The sequence below is a fragment of the Comamonas sp. CAH-2 genome, assembly GCF_009668305.1.
GTDB classification, from domain to species: Bacteria; Pseudomonadota; Gammaproteobacteria; order Burkholderiales; family Burkholderiaceae_C; genus Comamonas; species Comamonas aquatica.
In genome coordinates, this window is record NZ_VSWF01000037.1 from 18,322 (window position 1) to 36,397 (window position 18,076).

The following is an 18,076-nucleotide window of genomic DNA, read 5'->3' on the forward strand; positions in this document are numbered from 1 at the left end:
TGTGTTCGCTGAGCAGTGCCGGTGGCGGGCGGGGCCGCGCCACCGTTTCAGGCTGTGATTACTTCGCGGCTACTGCTTCTTTTTGAGGAGCTGCTGGCGCTTGCGCTGCTTGCTTTTCCTTTTGTTTGCGTTCATAGATCTCGCCGAGTGCACGCTGGTACTCGGTCGGGAACACCTTCACGAACTTGGCACGCGCGGCACCCCAGTTGTCCAGCAGGTCACGGGCACGCTGCGAACCGGTCCAGCGGCTGTGCGCTTCCACCAGGGCACGCAGTTGCTGGTCGTCGCTCTGGTCGTGGTGCCAGATGCCGCGCGGCACGGTGGACAGGAACTCCTCGTGGGGCAGCACCTTCTCCAGCTTCACGCTGGCGGTGTTGCAACGCTCGGCAAACTTGCCGTCTTCGTCGTACACATAGGCCACGCCGCCGCTCATGCCCGCCGCAAAGTTGCGGCCGGTCTTGCCCAGCACCACCACGGTGCCGCCAGTCATGTATTCGCAGCCGTGGTCACCCACACCTTCGACCACCGCCGTGGCGCCCGACAGGCGCACGGCAAAGCGTTCGCCGGCCACGCCGCTGAAGAAGGCCTCGCCCCGGGTGGCACCGAACATCACGGTGTTGCCGACGATGGTGTTGGCCGTGGACACGCCACGGAACTCATGGCTGGGGCGCACGATCACGCGGCCGCCGGACAGGCCCTTGCCGGTGTAGTCGTTGGCTTCGCCGGTGATGTTCAGCGTGATGCCCTTGCACAGGAAGGCGCCGAACGACTGGCCGCCCGTGCCTTCGAAGTGAATGCGGATGGTGTCATCCGGCAGGCCCTCAGGGTGCACCTTGGTGACCGCGCCCGAGAGCATGGCGCCGACGGAGCGGTTCACGTTCTTGGCCACTTCCATGATGCGCACCTTCTCGCCATGCTGGATGGCGGGCTGGCAGCGCTCGATCAGCTTCACGTCCAGCGCCTTGTCCAGCAGGTGGTCCTGCTTGTCCACGTGGTAGCGGGCCACATCGGCCGGCACGACCGGCTGGGCGAACAGGCGGCTGAAGTCCAGACCCTGGGCCTTCCAGTGCTCCACGCCCTTGCGGGTGTCCAGCAGGTCGGTGCGGCCGATCAGCTCATCGAACTTGCGGATGCCCAGCTGGGCCATGATCTGACGGACTTCTTCAGCGATGAAGAAGAAGTAGTTCACGACATGCTCGGGCTTGCCGGTGAACTTCTTGCGCAGCACGGGGTCCTGCGTGGCCACGCCCACGGGGCAGGTGTTCAGGTGGCACTTGCGCATCATGATGCAGCCCTCGACCACCAGCGGTGCGGTGGCGAAGCCGAACTCGTCGGCCCCCAGCAGTGCACCGATCACCACGTCGCGGCCGGTCTTCATCTGGCCGTCGGCCTGCACGCGGATACGGCCGCGCAGGCGGTTCAGCACCAGGGTCTGCTGGGTTTCGGCAAGGCCGATTTCCCAGGGACCGCCGGCATGCTTGATGGACGACAGGGGCGAAGCGCCCGTGCCGCCGTCATGGCCGGCGATTACCACGTGGTCGCTCTTGCACTTGGCCACGCCGGCCGCAATCGTGCCCACGCCGACTTCGGACACCAGCTTCACCGAGATGTCGGCGTGCGGGGCCACGTTCTTCAGATCGTGGATCAGCTGGGCCAGGTCCTCGATCGAGTAGATGTCGTGGTGGGGCGGGGGCGAAATCAGGCCCACGCCGGGCACCGAGTAGCGCTGCATGCCGATGTAGTCGGTCACCTTGCCGCCCGGCAGCTGACCGCCTTCACCGGGCTTGGCGCCCTGGGCCATCTTGATCTGGATCTGGTCGGAGGACACCAGGTACTCGGCGGTCACACCGAATCGGCCGGATGCCACCTGCTTGATGCGCGAGCGCAGGCTGTCACCGTCGCGCAGCACGATGTCGGACTCGACCTGCTCCTTGCCGATGATGGAGGCCAGGGACTCGCCCTGCTGGATCGGGATGCCCTTGAGCTCATTGCGATAGCGCTTGGGGTCTTCGCCGCCTTCACCGGTGTTGCTCTTGCCGCCGATGCGGTTCATGGCCACGGCCAGCGTGGCGTGGGCTTCGGTGGAGATCGAACCCAGCGACATGGCGCCGGTGGCAAAACGCTTGACGATCTCGGCCGCGGGTTCCACCTCATCCACCGAGATGGCGGTGGCCGGATCGCTCTTGAACTCGAACAGGCCACGCAGCGTCATGTGCTGCTTGCTCTGGTCGTTGATCAGCTGCGCGTATTCCTTGTAGGTGCTGAAGTTGTTCGAACGGGTCGAGTGCTGCAGCTTGGCGATCGCGTCGGGCGTCCACATGTGGGCTTCGCCACGGGCACGCCAGGCGTATTCGCCGCCGGCGTCCAGCATGGTTTCCAGCACCGGATCGTCGCTGAAGGCGTTGACGTGGTTGCGGATGGTTTCCTCGGCGATCTCGAACACGCCGATACCTTCCACGCGGCTGGCGGTGCCGGTGAAGTACTTGTCCACGGTGGCGCTGTTCAGGCCCACGGCCTCGAACAGCTGCGCGCCGCAGTAGGACATGTAGGTGGACACACCCATCTTGGACATGATCTTGGACAGGCCCTTGCCGATCGCCTTGACGTAGTGGTAGATGGCCTTCTTGGCATCCACGCCACCCACGGGCTGCTGGTACATGTCGGCCAGGGTTTCCATGGCCAGGTAGGGATGCACGGCTTCAGCACCGTAGCCCGCCAGCACGGCGAAGTGGTGAATTTCACGGGCCGTGCCGGTCTCCACCACCAGGCCGGTGGTGGTGCGCAGGCCTTCGCGCACCAGGTGCTGGTGGATGGCCGACAGGGCCAGCAGCGCGGGGATGGCCACTTGCGTGGCGCTGACGTTGCGGTCGCTGACGATCAGGATGTTGGCACCACCCTTGATCTCGTCCACGGCCTGGGCGCACAGCGAGGCCAGCTTGGCTTCCACGCCCTCACGACCCCAGCTCAGCGGGTAGGTGATGTCGATGGTCGCGCTCTTGAATTTGCCGTGGGTGTGCTGCTCGATCTCGCGCAGCTTGGCCATGCCCTCGAAGTCGAGGATGGGTTGCTGCAGCTCGAGGCGCATCGGTGGGTTGACCTGGTTGATGTCCAGCAGGTTAGGCTTGGGGCCCACGAAAGACACCAGCGACATCACGATGGCTTCGCGGATGGGGTCGATCGGCGGGTTGGTCACCTGCGCGAACATCTGGCGGAAGTAGTTGTACAGCGGCTTGTTCTTGTCCGACAACACGGCCAGCGGGCTGTCGTTGCCCATGGAGCCCACGCCTTCCTCGCCGTTCTTGGCCATCGGCTCCAGGATGAACTTGATGTCTTCCTGGGTGAAACCAAAGGCCTGCTGACGCTCCAGCAGGGGCAGCTCGGCAGCCTTCGCGGGGGCCACGAAGTCAGCGGGCACCTCCACCTGGTCCAGCTTGATGCGCAGGTTCTCGATCCACTGCTTGTAGGGCTTGGTGTTGACGATGTTGGCCTTGAGCTCATCGTCCTCGATCATGCGACCCTGCTCCAGGTCGATCAGCAGCATCTTGCCGGGCTGCAGGCGCCACTTGCGCACGATCTTGCTGTCAGGCACGGGCAGCACGCCGGCTTCGGAGGCCAGGATCACCAGGTCGTCTTCGGTCACGACGTAGCGCGAGGGACGCAGGCCGTTGCGGTCCAGCGTGGCGCCGATCTGGCGACCATCGGTAAACACGATGGAGGCGGGGCCGTCCCAGGGTTCCATCATCGCAGCGTGGTATTCATAGAAGGCGCGGCGGCGCTCGTCCATGGCCTCGTGCTGCTCCCAGGGCTCGGGGATCATCATCATCACGGCCTGGCTGATGGGGTAGCCCGCCATCGTCAGCAGTTCCAGGCAGTTGTCGAAGGTGGCGGTGTCGGACTGGCCGGCAAAGCTGATGGGGTAGAGCTTCTTCAGGTCATCGGCCAGCACCGGCGAGGCCATCACGCCTTCGCGCGCCACCATCCAGTTGTAGTTGCCGCGCACGGTGTTGATTTCACCATTGTGGGCCACATAGCGGTAGGGGTGGGCCAGCGGCCACTCGGGGAAGGTGTTGGTGGAGAAGCGCTGGTGCACCAGGCCGATGGCCGAGACGCAGCGCTGGTCGGCCAGATCCTTGTAGTACACGCCCACCTGGTCGGCCAGCAGCAGGCCCTTGTAGACCACGGTACGGCTGCTCATGCTGGGCACGTAGTATTCCTTGCTGTGCTTCAGGCCCAGGTTCTGGATGGCCGCGCTGGCGGTCTTGCGGATCACATACAGCTTGCGCTCCAGCGCGTCCTGCACGATCACGTCGTTGCCACGGCCGATGAACACCTGGCGCAGGATGGGCTCCTTTTCGCGCACGGTGGGCGACATGGGCATGTCGCGGTTCACGGGCACATCGCGCCAGCCCAGCAGCACCTGGCCTTCGGCCTTGATGGCGCGCTCCATCTCCTGCTGGCAGGCCAGGCGGGAGGCGTGTTCCTTGGGCAGGAACACCATGCCCACGCCGTATTCACCGGCGGGGGGCAGCTCCACGCCCTGCTTGGCCATCTCTTCGCGGTAGAGCTGGTCGGGAATCTGGATCAGGATGCCTGCGCCATCGCCCATCAGCGGGTCGGCGCCCACGGCGCCACGATGGTCGATGTTCTCGAGGATCTTCAGCGCGCCCAGCACGATGTCGTGGCGCTTCTCGCCCTTGATGTGGGCGACAAAGCCCAGACCGCAGGCATCGTGTTCATTGCTCTTGGCGTACAAGCCGTGTTCTTGGAGATGTGCAATTTCTGCAGCCGTAGTCATGGCGCTCATCCTCTAATTTCTATCGCAGGGACCGCGAGATTACGCCACCGCATTAACCCATGCAAGAAAATTTAATTAGGGTCAGATACCAATTAATACGCACCAAAAACAAACAAAACATAAATTAGGGACATATTTAAAACACCAACAAAAACAACAGCATTCAAAAAACACTAAAAAGATGCACAAAAATGGTGCAAGAAACCCAGAACCGCCCTCAGCCTATCGGTGCATCGCCACGCACCGGACGGCCGGCTTTCTGGCGGGTCAGGCGGCGCTCGGTCTGCTGCTGCAGGCCCTGGACGAAGCTGTCCCCGCCCAGCACCCAGCCCTTGAGCGCGGCTTGCAGCACCACCTCCTGCACCTCTTCGCTGGCCCCGCGGTCCAGCAGTTGGGCATAGGCGGCCTCACGCGCAAACGGGGTATCGCCCAGACTCCAGTACGCCCGGTGCAGGCGCAGCATGCCGTCGACCTGCGCCCCGGCGTTGTGGCGCGCACTGCTGAAGGCATAGTCCACCGCGCGCGCAGCCAACCCCTGGGTGACAGCCTGGCTTTCCAGCACCACCATGGCCGGCAGCAGCCAGGCCTGCGGCTCCAGCACCGTGCCGCGGTAGCGCCCCTCCCACAGCGTGCCGCTGCGGCCATGGCGGTTGTTGAAGCCGCGCACATAGCTGCGCCCCACGGCCTGCATGAACTGCGGCAGGCTGTCGGCGGTCTCCGGCGTGGCCAGCAGGTGCAACTGGTTGGGCAGCAGGATGTAGGCATGCAGCTCCACGGCAAAGCGCCGCCCCATCTCGCGCAGCAGGTCCTTCATGCAGGCGTAGTCCTGGGCATCGGCAAAGATGGGCTGCAGGTTGTTGCCACGCTGCAGCACATAGTGCGGCAGGCCGGGCAAGGTCAGGCGGGGGAGTCGTGCCATGGGTGCCAGTCAGAAGTTGCGCCGCATTATCCCGCGCGGCGCACTCAACGCCGTGCCGTGCGCATCAGCAGCGAAATGGTCTGGGCCGCGCGCAGCAGGTGCGGCACGATGCGCGCCTGCATCTCCTGGGCATTGGTGCGGTTGGCCTGGCCCGAGACATTGATCGCCCCAACGCACTGGCCCTGGGCGTTGTGCAGTGGCGCGGCAACGGAGATCAGGCCCTCCTCCAGTTCCTGGTTGATCAACGCCCAGCCCTGCCGGCGCACCACCTCGATGGCCGCCAGCAGGTCGGCGTCCTCGGTCAGGGTGTAGCGCGTGAACGGCTCGCGCGGGCAGCTGGCCAGCAGGGCCAGCAGTTGCGGCTGCGGCAGGCCGGCGAGCAGCACGCGCCCCATGGACGTCCAGAACGCGGGCAGGCGCGAACCCACGCCCAGGTTGGTGCTCATGATCTTGTGGGCGTGCACGCGCACCACATAGACCACCTCCAACCCGTCCAGCACCCCGGCCGAGCAGGACTCCTGCACCGCTTCCGACAGGGTTTCCATGGCCGGCATGGCCAGGTTCCACAACGGCTGCGAACTCAGGTAGGCAAAGCCCAGGTCCAGGATGCGCGGCGTCAGCTCAAAGTGCTTGCCGTCTGCGCACGCCACATAACCCAGCGTCTGCAAGGTCAGCAGGATGCGGCGCGCCCCGGCGCGGGTCAGGCCGGTCTGGGCGGCCACCTCGCTCAAGGTCTGCACCGGGCGGTCGGCGCTGAACGAGCGGATCACCTCCAGCCCGCGGGCGAACGACTGCACATAGGTGTCGCCCGGCTTTTTCTCCGACCCATCTTGTACATCCAGGGTTTTCCCTGATGTGGTTTCTACAGCTGACTTGGTGACAATCCCATTCATATAATTCTTTCAGCGAACAAATGTTCTTATTACGAACATTTTAGCAAAGCCCTCACTTTGCAACCGGTCCCGCAGGGAGACAGAGACACATGATCCACAAAATCACCGACACGATCGCCGAGGCACTGTCGGGCATCCAAGACGGCGCCACCGTACTCATCGGTGGCTTTGGCACTTCCGGCAACCCCGTGGAGCTGATCGACGGCCTGATTGCCCACGGCGCCCGCGACCTGACGATTGTGAACAACAACGCGGGCAATGGCGACACCGGTCTGGCCGCTTTGCTCAAGAGTGGCCAGGTGCGCAAGATCATCTGCAGTTTCCCCCGCCAGGTCGACAGCTGGGTGTTCGACGAGCTGTACCGCAGCGGCAAGATCGAGCTGGAACTGGTCCCCCAGGGCAACTTGGCCGAGCGCATGCGTGCTGCCGGTGCCGGCATCGGCGCGTTCTTCTGCCCCACGGCCTATGGCACCGAGCTGGCCGCCGGCAAGGAAACCCGCGAAATCAACGGCAAGCACTATGTGCTGGAGTACCCGATCTACGGCGATGTGGCCCTGATCAAGGCCGAACAAGGCGACCGCTGGGGCAACCTGACCTACCGCAAGTCGGCACGCAACTTCGGCCCCGTGATGGCCACGGCCGCCAAGTTCACCGTGGCCACCGTGCACGAGGTGGTGGAACTGGGGGCGCTGGACCCCGAAGCCATCGTCACCCCCGGCATCTACGTGAGCAAGGTGGTGCCGATCGAACGTGTTGCCACGCAAGCTGGCGGCTTTAAGAAATCTGCCTAAAAACAGTTAAAGCGCAGGAGTATCAAGCGTGAGCAGCTATCAAAAGCGTACCAAAGACGAACTGGCCCAACGCATCGCCCAGGACATTCCCGACGGCGCCTATGTGAACCTCGGCATCGGCATGCCCACCAAGGTGGCCAACCACATCCCCGCCGACCGCGAAATCGTGCTGCAGTCGGAAAACGGCATCCTTGGCATGGGCCCCGCCCCCGAGGACGGACAGGAAGACTACGACCTGACCAACGCCGGCAAGCAGCCCGTGACCCTGCTGCCCGGTGGCAGCTATTTCCACCACGCCGACAGCTTCGCCATGATGCGCGGCGGCCACCTGGACATCTGTGTGCTGGGCGCCTTCCAGGTGTCGGCCACGGGCGACCTGGCCAACTGGAGCACCGGTGAAGCCGGCGCCATCCCCGCCGTGGGCGGCGCGATGGACCTGGCCGTGGGCGCCAAGAGCACCTGGGTGATGATGGACCTGATGACCAAGACCGGCGAATGCAAGGTCGTCCAGGCCTGCAGCTACCCCCTGACCGGCCTGGCCTGCGTCAAGCGCATCTACACCGAGCTGTGCACGCTGGAATGCACGCCCCAGGGCCTGCGCCTGATCGACCTGGTGGACGGCCTGAGCCACGCCGAACTCGAAGCCATGGTCGGCCTGCCGATTGCCACGGCCTGATTGCAATTCATACCCAAACAGCCTCCAGCGCCCATCTAGCTTGCGCTGGCAGCTCTTTTTTTTAAAACTTGGCGCTGGCCGCCAAGCGTGACTCGGAGACACCACCATGAGCACTGCACCCGAAGCCTTCATCTGCGACGCCATCCGCACCCCCTTCGGCCGTTACGGCGGCGCGCTGTCCAGCGTGCGCGCCGACGACCTGGGCGCACTGCCCATCAAGGCACTGATGGAGCGTAACCCCGGCGTGGACTGGGCCGCCGTGGACGATGTGCTGTACGGCAACGCCAACCAGGCCGGTGAAGACAACCGCAACGTGGCCCGCATGTCCAGCCTGCTGGCCGGCCTGCCCATCGATGTACCCGGTGCCACCATCAACCGCCTGTGTGGCTCCGGCCTGGACGCCGTGGGCTCCGCCGCGCGCGCCATCAAGTCCGGCGAAGCCCGCCTGATGATTGCCGGTGGTGTGGAATCCATGAGCCGCGCGCCCTTCGTCATGCCCAAGGCCGAAAGCGCCTTCAGCCGCAACAACGCCGTGTACGACACCACCATCGGCTGGCGCTTCGTCAACAAGCTGATGAAGCAGCAGTACGGTGTGGACTCCATGCCCGAGACCGCCGAGAACGTGGCCGACGACTTCAAGATCGAGCGTGAAGCCCAGGACCGCATGGCCCTGGCTTCCCAGCAAAAGGCGGCCACAGCCATCGCTGCCGGCTACCTGGCCCAGGAAATCGTTCACGTCACCATCCCCCAGAAGAAGGGCGATGCCATCGTGGTCAGCCAGGACGAGCACCCCCGCGCCACCACGCTGGAAGCGCTGGCCAAACTCAAAGGTGTGGTGCGCCCCGATGGCACCGTGACCGCCGGCAATGCCAGCGGCGTGAACGACGGCGCTTGCGCCCTGCTGCTGGCCAATGCCGAAGCCGCCCAGCAATACCACCTGGTGCCCCGTGCCCGTGTGGTCGGCATGGCGACTGCCGGTGTCGCCCCCCGCATCATGGGCTTTGGCCCCGCCCCTGCCGTGCGCAAGGTGCTGGCCCAGACCGGTCTGACGCTGGCCGACATGGACGTGATCGAGCTGAACGAAGCCTTTGCCGCGCAAGGCCTGGCCGTGCTGCGCAACCTGGGCATTGCCGACAACGACCCGCGCGTCAACCAGTGGGGCGGCGCCATCGCCCTGGGCCACCCCCTGGGTGCCTCGGGTGCCCGCCTGGCCACCACCGCCGTCAACCAGCTGCACACCCTGGGCGGCCGCTACGCGCTGTGCACCATGTGCATCGGCGTGGGCCAGGGCATTGCCGTGATCCTCGAAAAGGTCTAACCCCCGCTTGCACACCGCCAGGGCCCGGCACTGCAGTGCCTGGCCTGGGCACCGGGTGACCCCACCCATCCGGCCTGCTCCGAAGGAGCCGGGCCGCCACTGGGACTGCCGCTGGCCTGCCAGCGCGCGGCCCCGCCCCTTCCCGGATGGCCGTGCCACGCATGCGCGGCCACCAATCCCCCCTGGACCGACTGCACCGCACCCGCTGCGCGGGCGCACGGGGGGACTTGTTCTGACCAGCATCTGTTCACACAGGAGACGTTGATGTTTGCATCCCGCACTTTCACCCGCCGCACCGGCCTGAAAACCCTGGCCGCCGCCACCCTGGCCGTGGCCAGCATGGGCTCGGCCCTGGCCGCTGACGCCTACCCCGACAAGCCCCTGACCATGATCGTGCCCTTCTCTGCAGGCGGCACCACCGACATCCTGGCGCGCATCGTGGGCCAGGCACTGGGACAGGAACTGGGCCAGACCATCATCATCGAGAACAAGCCCGGCGCCGGCGGCAACATTGGTGCGCAGCAGGCGTCGCGCGCCAAGGCCGACGGCTACACCCTGTTCATGGGCACCGTGGGCACGCACGCCATCAACCAGGCGCTGTACAAGAAGCTGCCTTACGACCCGGCCAAGGACTTCGCGCCGTTGAGCCGCGTGGCCAACGTGCCCAACCTGCTGGTGGCCCACCCCAGCCGCCCCTACAAGACGGTGCAGGAAATGATTGCCTACGCCAAGAAGCACCCCGGTGAAGTGACCTACGGCTCGCCCGGCTCCGGCGCTTCGCCCCACGTGTCTGGTGCGTTGTTCCAGAGCATGACCGGTGCCGAGCTGACCCACGTGCCTTACAAGGGCAGCGCCCCCGCCATCTCCGACCTGCTGGGCAACCAGATTGCCGTCATGTTCGACAACATGCCCTCGGCCATCCAGCATGTGCGCTCGGGCAAGCTGCGCCCCATCGCCGTGACCACGGCCAAGCGCTCGCCCGAACTGCCGGACGTGCCCACCATCGCCGAAGCCGGCGTGCCGGGCTACGAAGCCACGTCCTGGTTCGGCCTGTGGGCCGTGGCCGGCACGCCCGCGCCCATCCTGACCAAGCTGCAGACCGCGCTGACCAAGGTGCTGAAGGACCCGGCCGTGGCCAAGAAGATCGCCGACCAGGGCGGTGAAGTGGTCATCGAGACCCCTGCCCAGTTCGACGCCTTCATCAAGTCCGAAGCCGCCAAGTGGGGCAAGGTCGTGAAAGAGTCTGGCGCCGAGGTGTAAGCGCCCGACCGGCTGTCCCGACCGGCTGGGCCGGGCAGCTGTGTTCTCCTCCTTTGGCAACGCCGAACGTGTCGCACGTTCGGCGTTTTTTTGTGCGCCACTGCCATGGGTACATGCCCCGTTTTGGATAAAAAGTGGCTGTAGCCCTTGATCCGCGCGCGCAAGGCGCTCTGCTTTTTGCCAGGCCGTGCACCGGACCGCACGCGCGGACGCCGCCCGCGACGGCAGGCGGGCCGCGCTAAAGGGTACGCCTCACCCCTGACTTTGCACCGGCAAGCTGGCGCCCTTGATGCGCAGCCACGCCGCGGCCTCGGGTGCCACGGCATCGGTGATGTAGACCCGCACGCCCTGGTCCTGGGCGGTGCTGATCATGGCCTCCAGCAGGTGGCGCACCCCCGGGTTGCTGAGGGACTGCTCCGCAAAATAGCCCCCCAGCTTCACATAGCGCAGCGGCAGGCTGGGCAGGTGCCACAGGGCCTTGGGCGACTGGTCCAGGCGGCGCAGCCCCACCCCCACATGGGCCAGCGCGGTTTCGTCGCACAGCTCGGCCACGCGCGCGGGGTTGACCTCCAGCGCGTGCGCATCCAGTTCCAGCACCAGTTGCTCCAGCCCCGCCCCCAGGGCCTGGGCCGGCGGGGATTGCAGCAGCTTGCGCACCTGCGGCACCAAGTCGTCCTGCTCCAGCGACGGCACGGACACGCGCACCACCAGGGTCTCGCCCGGGTGCTGGCCCAGCCACTGCAAGCCCAGCGACAGCGCCTGCAGGTCGTAGTCGGCCGACATGCCCAGGCGCACGGCCGCCGGCAGGAAGAAGGCCCCGCCCAGCACGCGCCCATCGGGCTCGTGCAGTTCCAGGGACGCCTCATGGCGCACATCGGTGCCGACCAGGGAGGTGCTGGTCTGGGGCTGCACCGCGATCTGCAAGGCCTGGGGCGTCTGCAGGGCCATGCTCAGCAGTTGCTGCCAATTGCGCTCGCCGGCCACCATGTGGCCGGGCTGGCGCGTGGCCTCGGCGTACTCGACATCGCCATGGCCTGCACTCTCGGCCTGCATCAGCCCACGGTCCAGGCGCGACAGCACATCGCCCACCGTGTCCGTGCCGATGAAGGCAGTCAGCGCAAACGCCCAGCGCGTCCACTGTCCCGCCCCCAGCGCCAGGTTCTGCGACTGCAGCAGCTTGCGCAGTTGCTGCACCATGTGCATGCCCTCGGGGCCCAGCCCACCGGGCAGCAGCACCACAAAGTCACTGCCATTCAGGCGTGCCAGCTGGGCCTGCACCTGGGCGTTGTCGGCCAGCAGTTGCTGCACCTGCTGCCAAACGCTCTTGAGCCACTCGTCGACCTCGTGGCGGGAATAGCTGGTATTCATGGTCTGCAGGTCGCGCTGGCGCACCATCAGCACATGCCCCTGGGCCTGCGGCCCGCTGAGCAGGAGCTTTTGCAGCTCGTTGACGAAGTACTTGCGGTTGGGCAGCTGGGTGACCGGGTCGCTGTTGGTCTCCAGCTCCAGGTGTTCGATGCGCTGCGTCTGCGCCTGGGCCGCTTGCTGCACGCGCACATGGGTGTGCTGGATGGCATGGGACACGGAGGTCAGCTCCGCCACGCGCGATTCGCCCACGTCGGCCACATCGCTCTGGCTGGTGCCGATACGCAGCACCTGGGCCTCGATTTCCTCGTGCAGCACCCGCCGGAACCACCGCAGCAGCAGGCCCACGAACAAGGCCCAGGCGCCGCCCGCCACCAGAATCAGCCCAGTCATCCGGATGCTGCTGGACCACAGCGCATCCATGGCAAACCGGTTGTCCACCATCACGCTGAGGTTGCCCACCTGCCGCCAGCCGTCGCTGATGGCCCGCTCGGCCTGGGGCTGTGGCAAGGGCAGCATGTGGCGGAACCATTCGGGCGCACGCGCCTGCATCTCCAACGGCTTGCGTTCACGCTCGAACAGCACCTGCTCGTCCGGCGCCACCAGGCGAATGCCGGCGAACTGCCCCGTGTCGAACAGGGCCGCCATCAGCAGCTCCTGCGTGACGGGGTCCTGGTTGCCCGGTTGGGACAAGGACAGCGCCAGGGAGGAGGCGGCGTTCTCGCTTTGCGACTGCAACTGCTCCGTCAGATAGCTGCGCGCCGCCTCGATGCTGAACGCCAGCGTGCCCAGCAAGATCCCCGCAATCGCGATCGACACACTGAGTAAAAGCTGTTTGAGCAAGGACATGGCTTAAGGCCTTTCAAAAATACGCCGTTGCACCGTACCAGGGTCCAGGGGACCGACGGGTGGCGCAACGCAATAAACTCGGTCATTGAGGCCTTCACAACGCATCAAACCCCTCCTTGCGCATCCGTTGCTGCAAGTCTTGCCAGCGGTTGATGCGGTCTGAGGGCGCAGAGCGCTCGCCGCGGACATAAATCCCCTGGGCATTGAAGCTGAACACGGGGGTCAGGTCGGTGCGCAAACTGGCCAGCTGGATGCTGCTGACCAGGTTGTCCAGCACCAGCGGCTCGGCCTGGGGCGTCTCGTAAAAGCCCAGCACCATGTGGGCAATGCTCTGGGTGCTGCCGATCCCGCCCATGCGCGCGCGGACATAGATCAGACGCATGTTCTGCGCTGGCACCCCCAGACGCACCAGAGAGACGAACTTGCCGATCACGAAGTCTTCGCAATCGCCGGCCCCTTTGCCCAGGCTTTCCAGCGGTGTGGCCCAGTAATCCGTTTCATTCCAGATCTGCAAATCCTCGGATGCCAGCAACTGCTGGTTCCAGAAGGCATTCACCGCCTGCAACTGCTGGGCAACCGACAGACCGGATTGGGTACGCAACATCTCCAGCCACGCCTGCAACCTGCGCGACCCAGCCGCACCAAAGCGTGACGCCATCTGGCTGTGCAGCAGGGATTCATCCCAGGCCTGCGCGCCACGCAACGCCCAGCCGCCCACGGCAGCCACCGCCAAGGTCAGCAGCGTTCTGCGGCGCAGGGAAGGCATCCAGGGAATAGAGCGCTCAGGCGGCATTCGACCTCTCATTTCGTGCGGCTCGCCCTCCATTGTGCAGGCATGGGGACGCTCATGAAAAAGGACGCCCGTCACACAACAGGCGCCCTGGTCGGTGAAGAACGCCTGCGCGTTCTTCATGCCCCCGCCACGCTCAGTGGTTGACGTGCAGCTTCCCCTGCTCGATCAGGTTGCTGATGATCTGCGCCTGGCTGGTTTCACTGCCGACCAGGTTCACATTCTCCAGCGTGATCTGCTGGTCAAAGCCCGCGCCACCCGCGCCCAGCACCCCGGTGCTCGACACCTTGATCACCGTGTTGGTCTGTCCCGCCACGGTCTCGGTGCCAATGTGCAGGAACTGGGTCAGATTGAAGCTGCCAGCATCGCTGTGCTCACCCACCAGCAGATCGCTCAGATCCAGCTTGTCGTTGCCGTTGCCAAAGTCTGTCACCCGATCGAGTGCCGGCGCGGCGGCCGTACCGGCATCTCCCAGCTTCCAGACAAAGGTATCGTCGCCCGCGCCGCCGGTCAGGATGTCATCCCCCCGGCCGCCCAGCAGCCAGTCGTTGCCCGCACCACCGTCCAACTTGTCGTTGCCCGTGCCGCCATACAGCTTGTCGTCGCCGTTGCCGCCATACAGCTCGTCATTGCCCCCCTGACCGTAGAGGATGTCATTGCCTTCGCCGCCGTACAGCTTGTCGTTGCCACCACGGGTATCGCTGGCCACATCAAACTGCTGATGGTGATCGCGGATGTAGTCGTAGACCTGCTGATCGGTTGGCTCCACCCCGCCAGTGACCGTTGCCTTCAGGAAGGCGGTCAATGCCAGCATGCCAGAGCCATTCGGCAGCGCCGTCATGTCGCGGCCCGCCCATTGCAGAGCATCCGTATTGATGACATCCCCAAACACAATGTCGTGGCCATCGCCCGCATTCACCGTGTCGTGGCCAACGGCTGCCAGCTCCGAGCTGGAAGAGCCCCCTTGCAGGGCCGCAGCCAGCTCTGCCGCAGTGTTGACGATATCAACTTGCCCTTGTGGGACATGCGTTGGAAGCGTATACACATTGTCAATTTGCAACTGTGCCGAACGCGCAGGATCCAACCACCACCCTCCGGTCGCATCGTTCACGCCATACACCAATCGGTATGTACCAGCAGCTAGTGCATCGGATAGTACCGTCGTCCAGTCGCCGGTCGTGGTGAGTGTTTTCACACTGCCCACATCACTCCAGACTGAGCCATTGAGTTTTTGCAAGGTCCACGAGAACACATCGCCAGTCTTGGTATCTGCCGTCCGGTAATCAAACGACACCCTCACCTGACCGTTGGAGCTGATTGTGAACGCTGGAGTGCCGACTTTGTAGGTACTGCTTCCTTCAGAGGTATCGGTAATGGCCATATAGCCATCTGTGCGCTGAATCGACCCGGAGCCAGAAGAAGCCACCCCTCCGCTCGTCACGGAGCTACCTGTACTCCATTGGTTGTTCGCACCATTGGTCACACCCCAGCCGGAATTACCACTGAAGTCTGCCAACAACGATTTACTGGCGCCGTATGTATTGGCCACCAATGTCGTTGCGCCAGTATTATCGAAATACTTCAGGTTGCTTTCCGTGACGCCATTGCCAATCCCAATCGCATACACCGCGCTCTTGACACTCAGCGGAGCGAATGCCGTGATGGCATCACGCATGTCGGCCGTATTGACGGTACTGCCGCCACCGTTACTGCCGCTATTGCTGTACGTGGGATCACCATCCGTCAGAAAGTAGGTCACGTTTTCGAACGTTTTGCCATTCACGACCGAGGGCTGGCCGTTGAACCATGTGACCGCTTGATTGAAAGCTGCTTCGTAGTTGGTCCCACCGCTTGCAGACAGTTCATTAATCTTGTCAATCAACTGCGACACATTGCTGGCCGTCAGGTTGTTGAGCGCCAGATCCGTCGAAGCACTTTGGCCAAAGCCAATCAGCGCTACATTGACCACCCCGTCATGCACGGCCAAACTGTTGGCCAGATTCTTCAGGGCAGCAATCGCCAACTCCATTCGCGTCAAGTTAGGCGTACCCGAGGGATCGTCCATGCTTCCAGATCTGTCCACGATCAGCGCAATGTTGTAGTTCTTGCCGGGGACCTGGATAGTATTCACCCCACCTTGATCCGCAACCAGCACATCATCACCAGCACCGCTGTTGATGACATTGTCAGCATTGCTACTGCCCACAAACTGATCCACATTGATGGTCAAGGTCGCGGACTTCATATCACCGTCGCGATCACGCACCACATAGGTGAAGACATCCTGGGCGTTGCCCGACAGGGCCTCGCCACGGGTCACACTGGGATTGGCCTGGTAGGTGTAGCGGCCATCGCCGTACAGTGTCAACGTGCCATACGTGCCCTGAATCGGTTGACCCACTGCACTCGGCGAGGCGGCGCTTTCATCGGTGCCCGCGCCAACCTTGAACACACCGCCCTGACCTGGGTGCCACCCGTTCTCGCTGGTATCGTTGGACAGAACACCGTCCAAAGCCAGCACGCCTTTGGTCATGCCCTCAGTGACGTGGTTCACGTCAGCAACTGCCACTGGCACGCTGTCTTCAATCCGGACAGTCAAATTGCTGCTTTGCACCCCGCCATCCTGGGTCTTGAGCGTGACCGTGAAGTCATCATGGATGCTGTCCTTGCCACCAGAATGGTCGTGGGACTGCCCCTTTTCCTTGTACGAGTAAGACACCATCCCCGTCGCTGCGTTGTACCCCGTGACGCGCAGCGTACCCTTCTCAGTCTCGATGACAACAGGATCCTGCGAGGTCGCGCCAAGAATGTCCTGGCCAGCCACTGTCAAACTAGTAATGCCCAGAGAAGCAGACACTGCCAGCGTACCGCTCACGGTATCGCTGGAGTTTTCCATCACACTGCTGAAAGCACTACCCACCGAAGCTTGCGTCAGAGTGATGTCCAATTCACTGTTGACAAAATCACCATCGGCATCGACAAGTTGAACAGGCAGCGAGATGTTCACATCGGCTTCCTTCACAGCCGATGAGCCAAAACCACTGAGAGTAAAGGGGGTGCCACTCACATAAGAGACATCCATGGTGGTGTACTGCGTGACACCCACAATCGCGACGTCATCACCGCCATTCAGGCCCGCGATGCTGACGCTCAGATTTCCAGCCCCCCATACCAGTGTGTAGCCACCCGCAGAGGTCGTACCGGCATTCACGATCATGTCGTTGATGATGACGGACTTGATGGCTTGGTGTGTGACATCGTTGACCGAACTATCTTCAGCGCCACCGTAGTCATTGTCAGTCCCGATTTCAAACCGTGCGGCCGTCGTGCCGTTGTTAATCCCCAGCGTGACGCTCGCGTTGTTGACCAGGTAATGCGCATCAAAGCTATGACCAGGAGTCCCTGGAACATAGTCTTGCTGCAGCGGAGAGCCTGTGGCGTCAATCACAAAGTTGAGGCGCACCCCCTCCCCATTGCCAATCGCTTGACCTCCACTACTGCCACTGCTGGTCGCACCAACATCATTCGCAGTTCCATTGATTTTCACGGCATTGCCGATGGGAGTGATCAACAAATCACGTGAGTTGTCATCCACAGGATTTTGATTCTGGCCTGTGGGCGTAAAGACCACCCAGTTAGTATTACCGCCGTTGAAATCGTAAGTTCCACCGCTGTAGTTGATATCTTGAACAGCATCCACCTTGGCATACATCGTGACCATGAATGCATCGTTCGCACTGCCGATGTCGTGATCCTGGTTGAATGTGATCTCAAACACCCAATCCGATTTATCAGGGTTTGGTTCTGCAGCCGAAGTCGTCGCAACCAGCCGGGTTCCATCCTCCATCAGATGGTAGTAAACAGTTTGTCCATCGGACACATAGTCGCTCGCTAGGCCGTTCAACGATGCTGCAAACTTGACCAGACCCAACTGATCAGCACCGACGTTGTTGTCGATATTGGAATCACTATCCAGGCCAGCTGAGCCCAACGCCCCTTGGCTGTTACTCAAAACGAGCGAAATAGGGTCAAACGTTGAAGGCACATCATCAACGATGGTGATCGTGACGTTGCCATTTGCGGTACTTCCACCCACGCCCGTCACAGCCACCCCCACCACATCGGTGATTTGTGTGTCGTTCGTTACCTTGTCATGCGTTTGTGCGGCGCTAAGCGTGTAGCTGTAGCTAATGTCGGCACTCTTGCCACCTCCTGCAACGGAAACACCTGTGATGGTCAGCACCCCCTTACCGGTATTCACGCTCTGGCCAGTCAGTGCCGCCAACGTATACGCCGTTCCGTTGATACTCACTGTAGCGATGCCATCGCTGGCTTGCACGGTGATCACGCCCGTGGTGCTCTCCGTGGTCGCTGCACTGGTCAGACCCGCTTCATACACAAAGTCGTTGTCATCGCCCGC

The 18,076-nt window shown here is 63.3% G+C and carries 10 protein-coding genes; 4 read left to right on the top strand and 6 right to left on the bottom strand.

Going from position 1 to position 18,076, the window contains the following annotated elements:
* Positions 1–58: 58 nt before the first annotated feature.
* The 3 genes from FYM52_RS15790 to FYM52_RS15800 all read right to left on the bottom strand — a co-directional run bounded on the left by FYM52_RS15790 (position 59) and on the right by FYM52_RS15800 (position 6,607).
* Positions 59–4,795 carry a glutamate synthase-related protein gene (locus FYM52_RS15790; RefSeq protein WP_043380452.1) on the bottom strand — a complete coding sequence of 1,579 codons (4,737 nt, stop codon included), beginning with the start codon at positions 4,793–4,795 and terminating at the stop codon, positions 59–61.
* Between the two features lie 217 nt (positions 4,796–5,012).
* Positions 5,013–5,714 (bottom strand): transposase, encoded by a 702-nt coding sequence (locus FYM52_RS15795; protein WP_042414322.1) that lies wholly within the window; start codon positions 5,712–5,714, stop codon positions 5,013–5,015.
* A 44-nt stretch (positions 5,715–5,758) separates the two neighbouring features.
* Entirely contained in the window at positions 5,759–6,607 is an 849-nt protein-coding gene (locus FYM52_RS15800; protein ID WP_154164792.1) for an IclR family transcriptional regulator C-terminal domain-containing protein, read from the bottom strand.
* 89 nt (positions 6,608–6,696) lie between these two features.
* Between FYM52_RS15800 and FYM52_RS15805 the strand changes: the two genes are divergently transcribed.
* From FYM52_RS15805 to FYM52_RS15820, 4 genes are all read left to right on the top strand, one after another.
* On the top strand, positions 6,697–7,398 hold the full coding sequence (locus tag FYM52_RS15805; protein ID WP_154164794.1) for a 3-oxoacid CoA-transferase subunit A: 702 nt from the start codon (positions 6,697–6,699) through the stop codon (positions 7,396–7,398).
* 28 nt (positions 7,399–7,426) lie between these two features.
* Positions 7,427–8,074: a 3-oxoacid CoA-transferase subunit B gene (locus tag FYM52_RS15810; RefSeq protein ID WP_162524750.1), complete on the top strand. Its 648-nt coding sequence runs from the start codon at positions 7,427–7,429 to the stop codon at positions 8,072–8,074.
* A gap of 106 nt (positions 8,075–8,180) precedes the next feature.
* Positions 8,181–9,392: a 3-oxoadipyl-CoA thiolase gene (gene pcaF, locus FYM52_RS15815; RefSeq protein ID WP_154164795.1), complete on the top strand. Its 1,212-nt coding sequence runs from the start codon at positions 8,181–8,183 to the stop codon at positions 9,390–9,392.
* Positions 9,393–9,656: 264 nt separating this feature from the next.
* Positions 9,657–10,652: a tripartite tricarboxylate transporter substrate binding protein gene (locus tag FYM52_RS15820; protein WP_154164796.1), complete on the top strand. Its 996-nt coding sequence runs from the start codon at positions 9,657–9,659 to the stop codon at positions 10,650–10,652.
* Between the two features lie 252 nt (positions 10,653–10,904).
* Here the strand turns inward: FYM52_RS15820 and FYM52_RS15825 are convergent, their stop codons facing one another.
* The 3 genes from FYM52_RS15825 to FYM52_RS19195 all read right to left on the bottom strand — a co-directional run bounded on the left by FYM52_RS15825 (position 10,905) and on the right by FYM52_RS19195 (position 18,004).
* A complete protein-coding gene (locus FYM52_RS15825) occupies positions 10,905–12,866 on the bottom strand; it encodes a LapD/MoxY N-terminal periplasmic domain-containing protein (RefSeq protein WP_043379754.1) in 1,962 nt (653 codons plus the stop codon).
* Positions 12,867–12,960: 94 nt separating this feature from the next.
* Positions 12,961–13,659, bottom strand: coding sequence for a transglutaminase-like cysteine peptidase (locus FYM52_RS15830; protein WP_370513859.1), 699 nt, complete (start codon positions 13,657–13,659; stop codon positions 12,961–12,963).
* A gap of 133 nt (positions 13,660–13,792) precedes the next feature.
* The gene (locus FYM52_RS19195; RefSeq protein WP_370513860.1) at positions 13,793–18,004 is read right to left on the bottom strand and encodes a type I secretion C-terminal target domain-containing protein; all 4,212 of its coding nucleotides are present in this window, start codon (positions 18,002–18,004) and stop codon (positions 13,793–13,795) included.
* Between the last annotated feature and the right edge of the window lie 72 nt (positions 18,005–18,076).

Bases quoted from the DNA above. Each gene is read 5' to 3' on its own strand.
- FYM52_RS15790 (WP_043380452.1), bottom strand. From the start codon at position 4,795: ATGACTACGGCTGCAGAAATTGCACATCTCCAAGAACACGGCTTGTAC.
- FYM52_RS15795 (WP_042414322.1), bottom strand. From the start codon at position 5,714: ATGGCACGACTCCCCCGCCTGACCTTGCCCGGCCTGCCGCACTATGTG.
- FYM52_RS15800 (WP_154164792.1), bottom strand. From the start codon at position 6,607: ATGAATGGGATTGTCACCAAGTCAGCTGTAGAAACCACATCAGGGAAA.
- FYM52_RS15805 (WP_154164794.1), top strand. From the start codon at position 6,697: ATGATCCACAAAATCACCGACACGATCGCCGAGGCACTGTCGGGCATC.
- pcaF (WP_154164795.1), top strand. From the start codon at position 8,181: ATGAGCACTGCACCCGAAGCCTTCATCTGCGACGCCATCCGCACCCCC.
- FYM52_RS15820 (WP_154164796.1), top strand. From the start codon at position 9,657: ATGTTTGCATCCCGCACTTTCACCCGCCGCACCGGCCTGAAAACCCTG.
- FYM52_RS15825 (WP_043379754.1), bottom strand. From the start codon at position 12,866: ATGTCCTTGCTCAAACAGCTTTTACTCAGTGTGTCGATCGCGATTGCG.
- FYM52_RS15830 (WP_370513859.1), bottom strand. From the start codon at position 13,659: ATGCCGCCTGAGCGCTCTATTCCCTGGATGCCTTCCCTGCGCCGCAGA.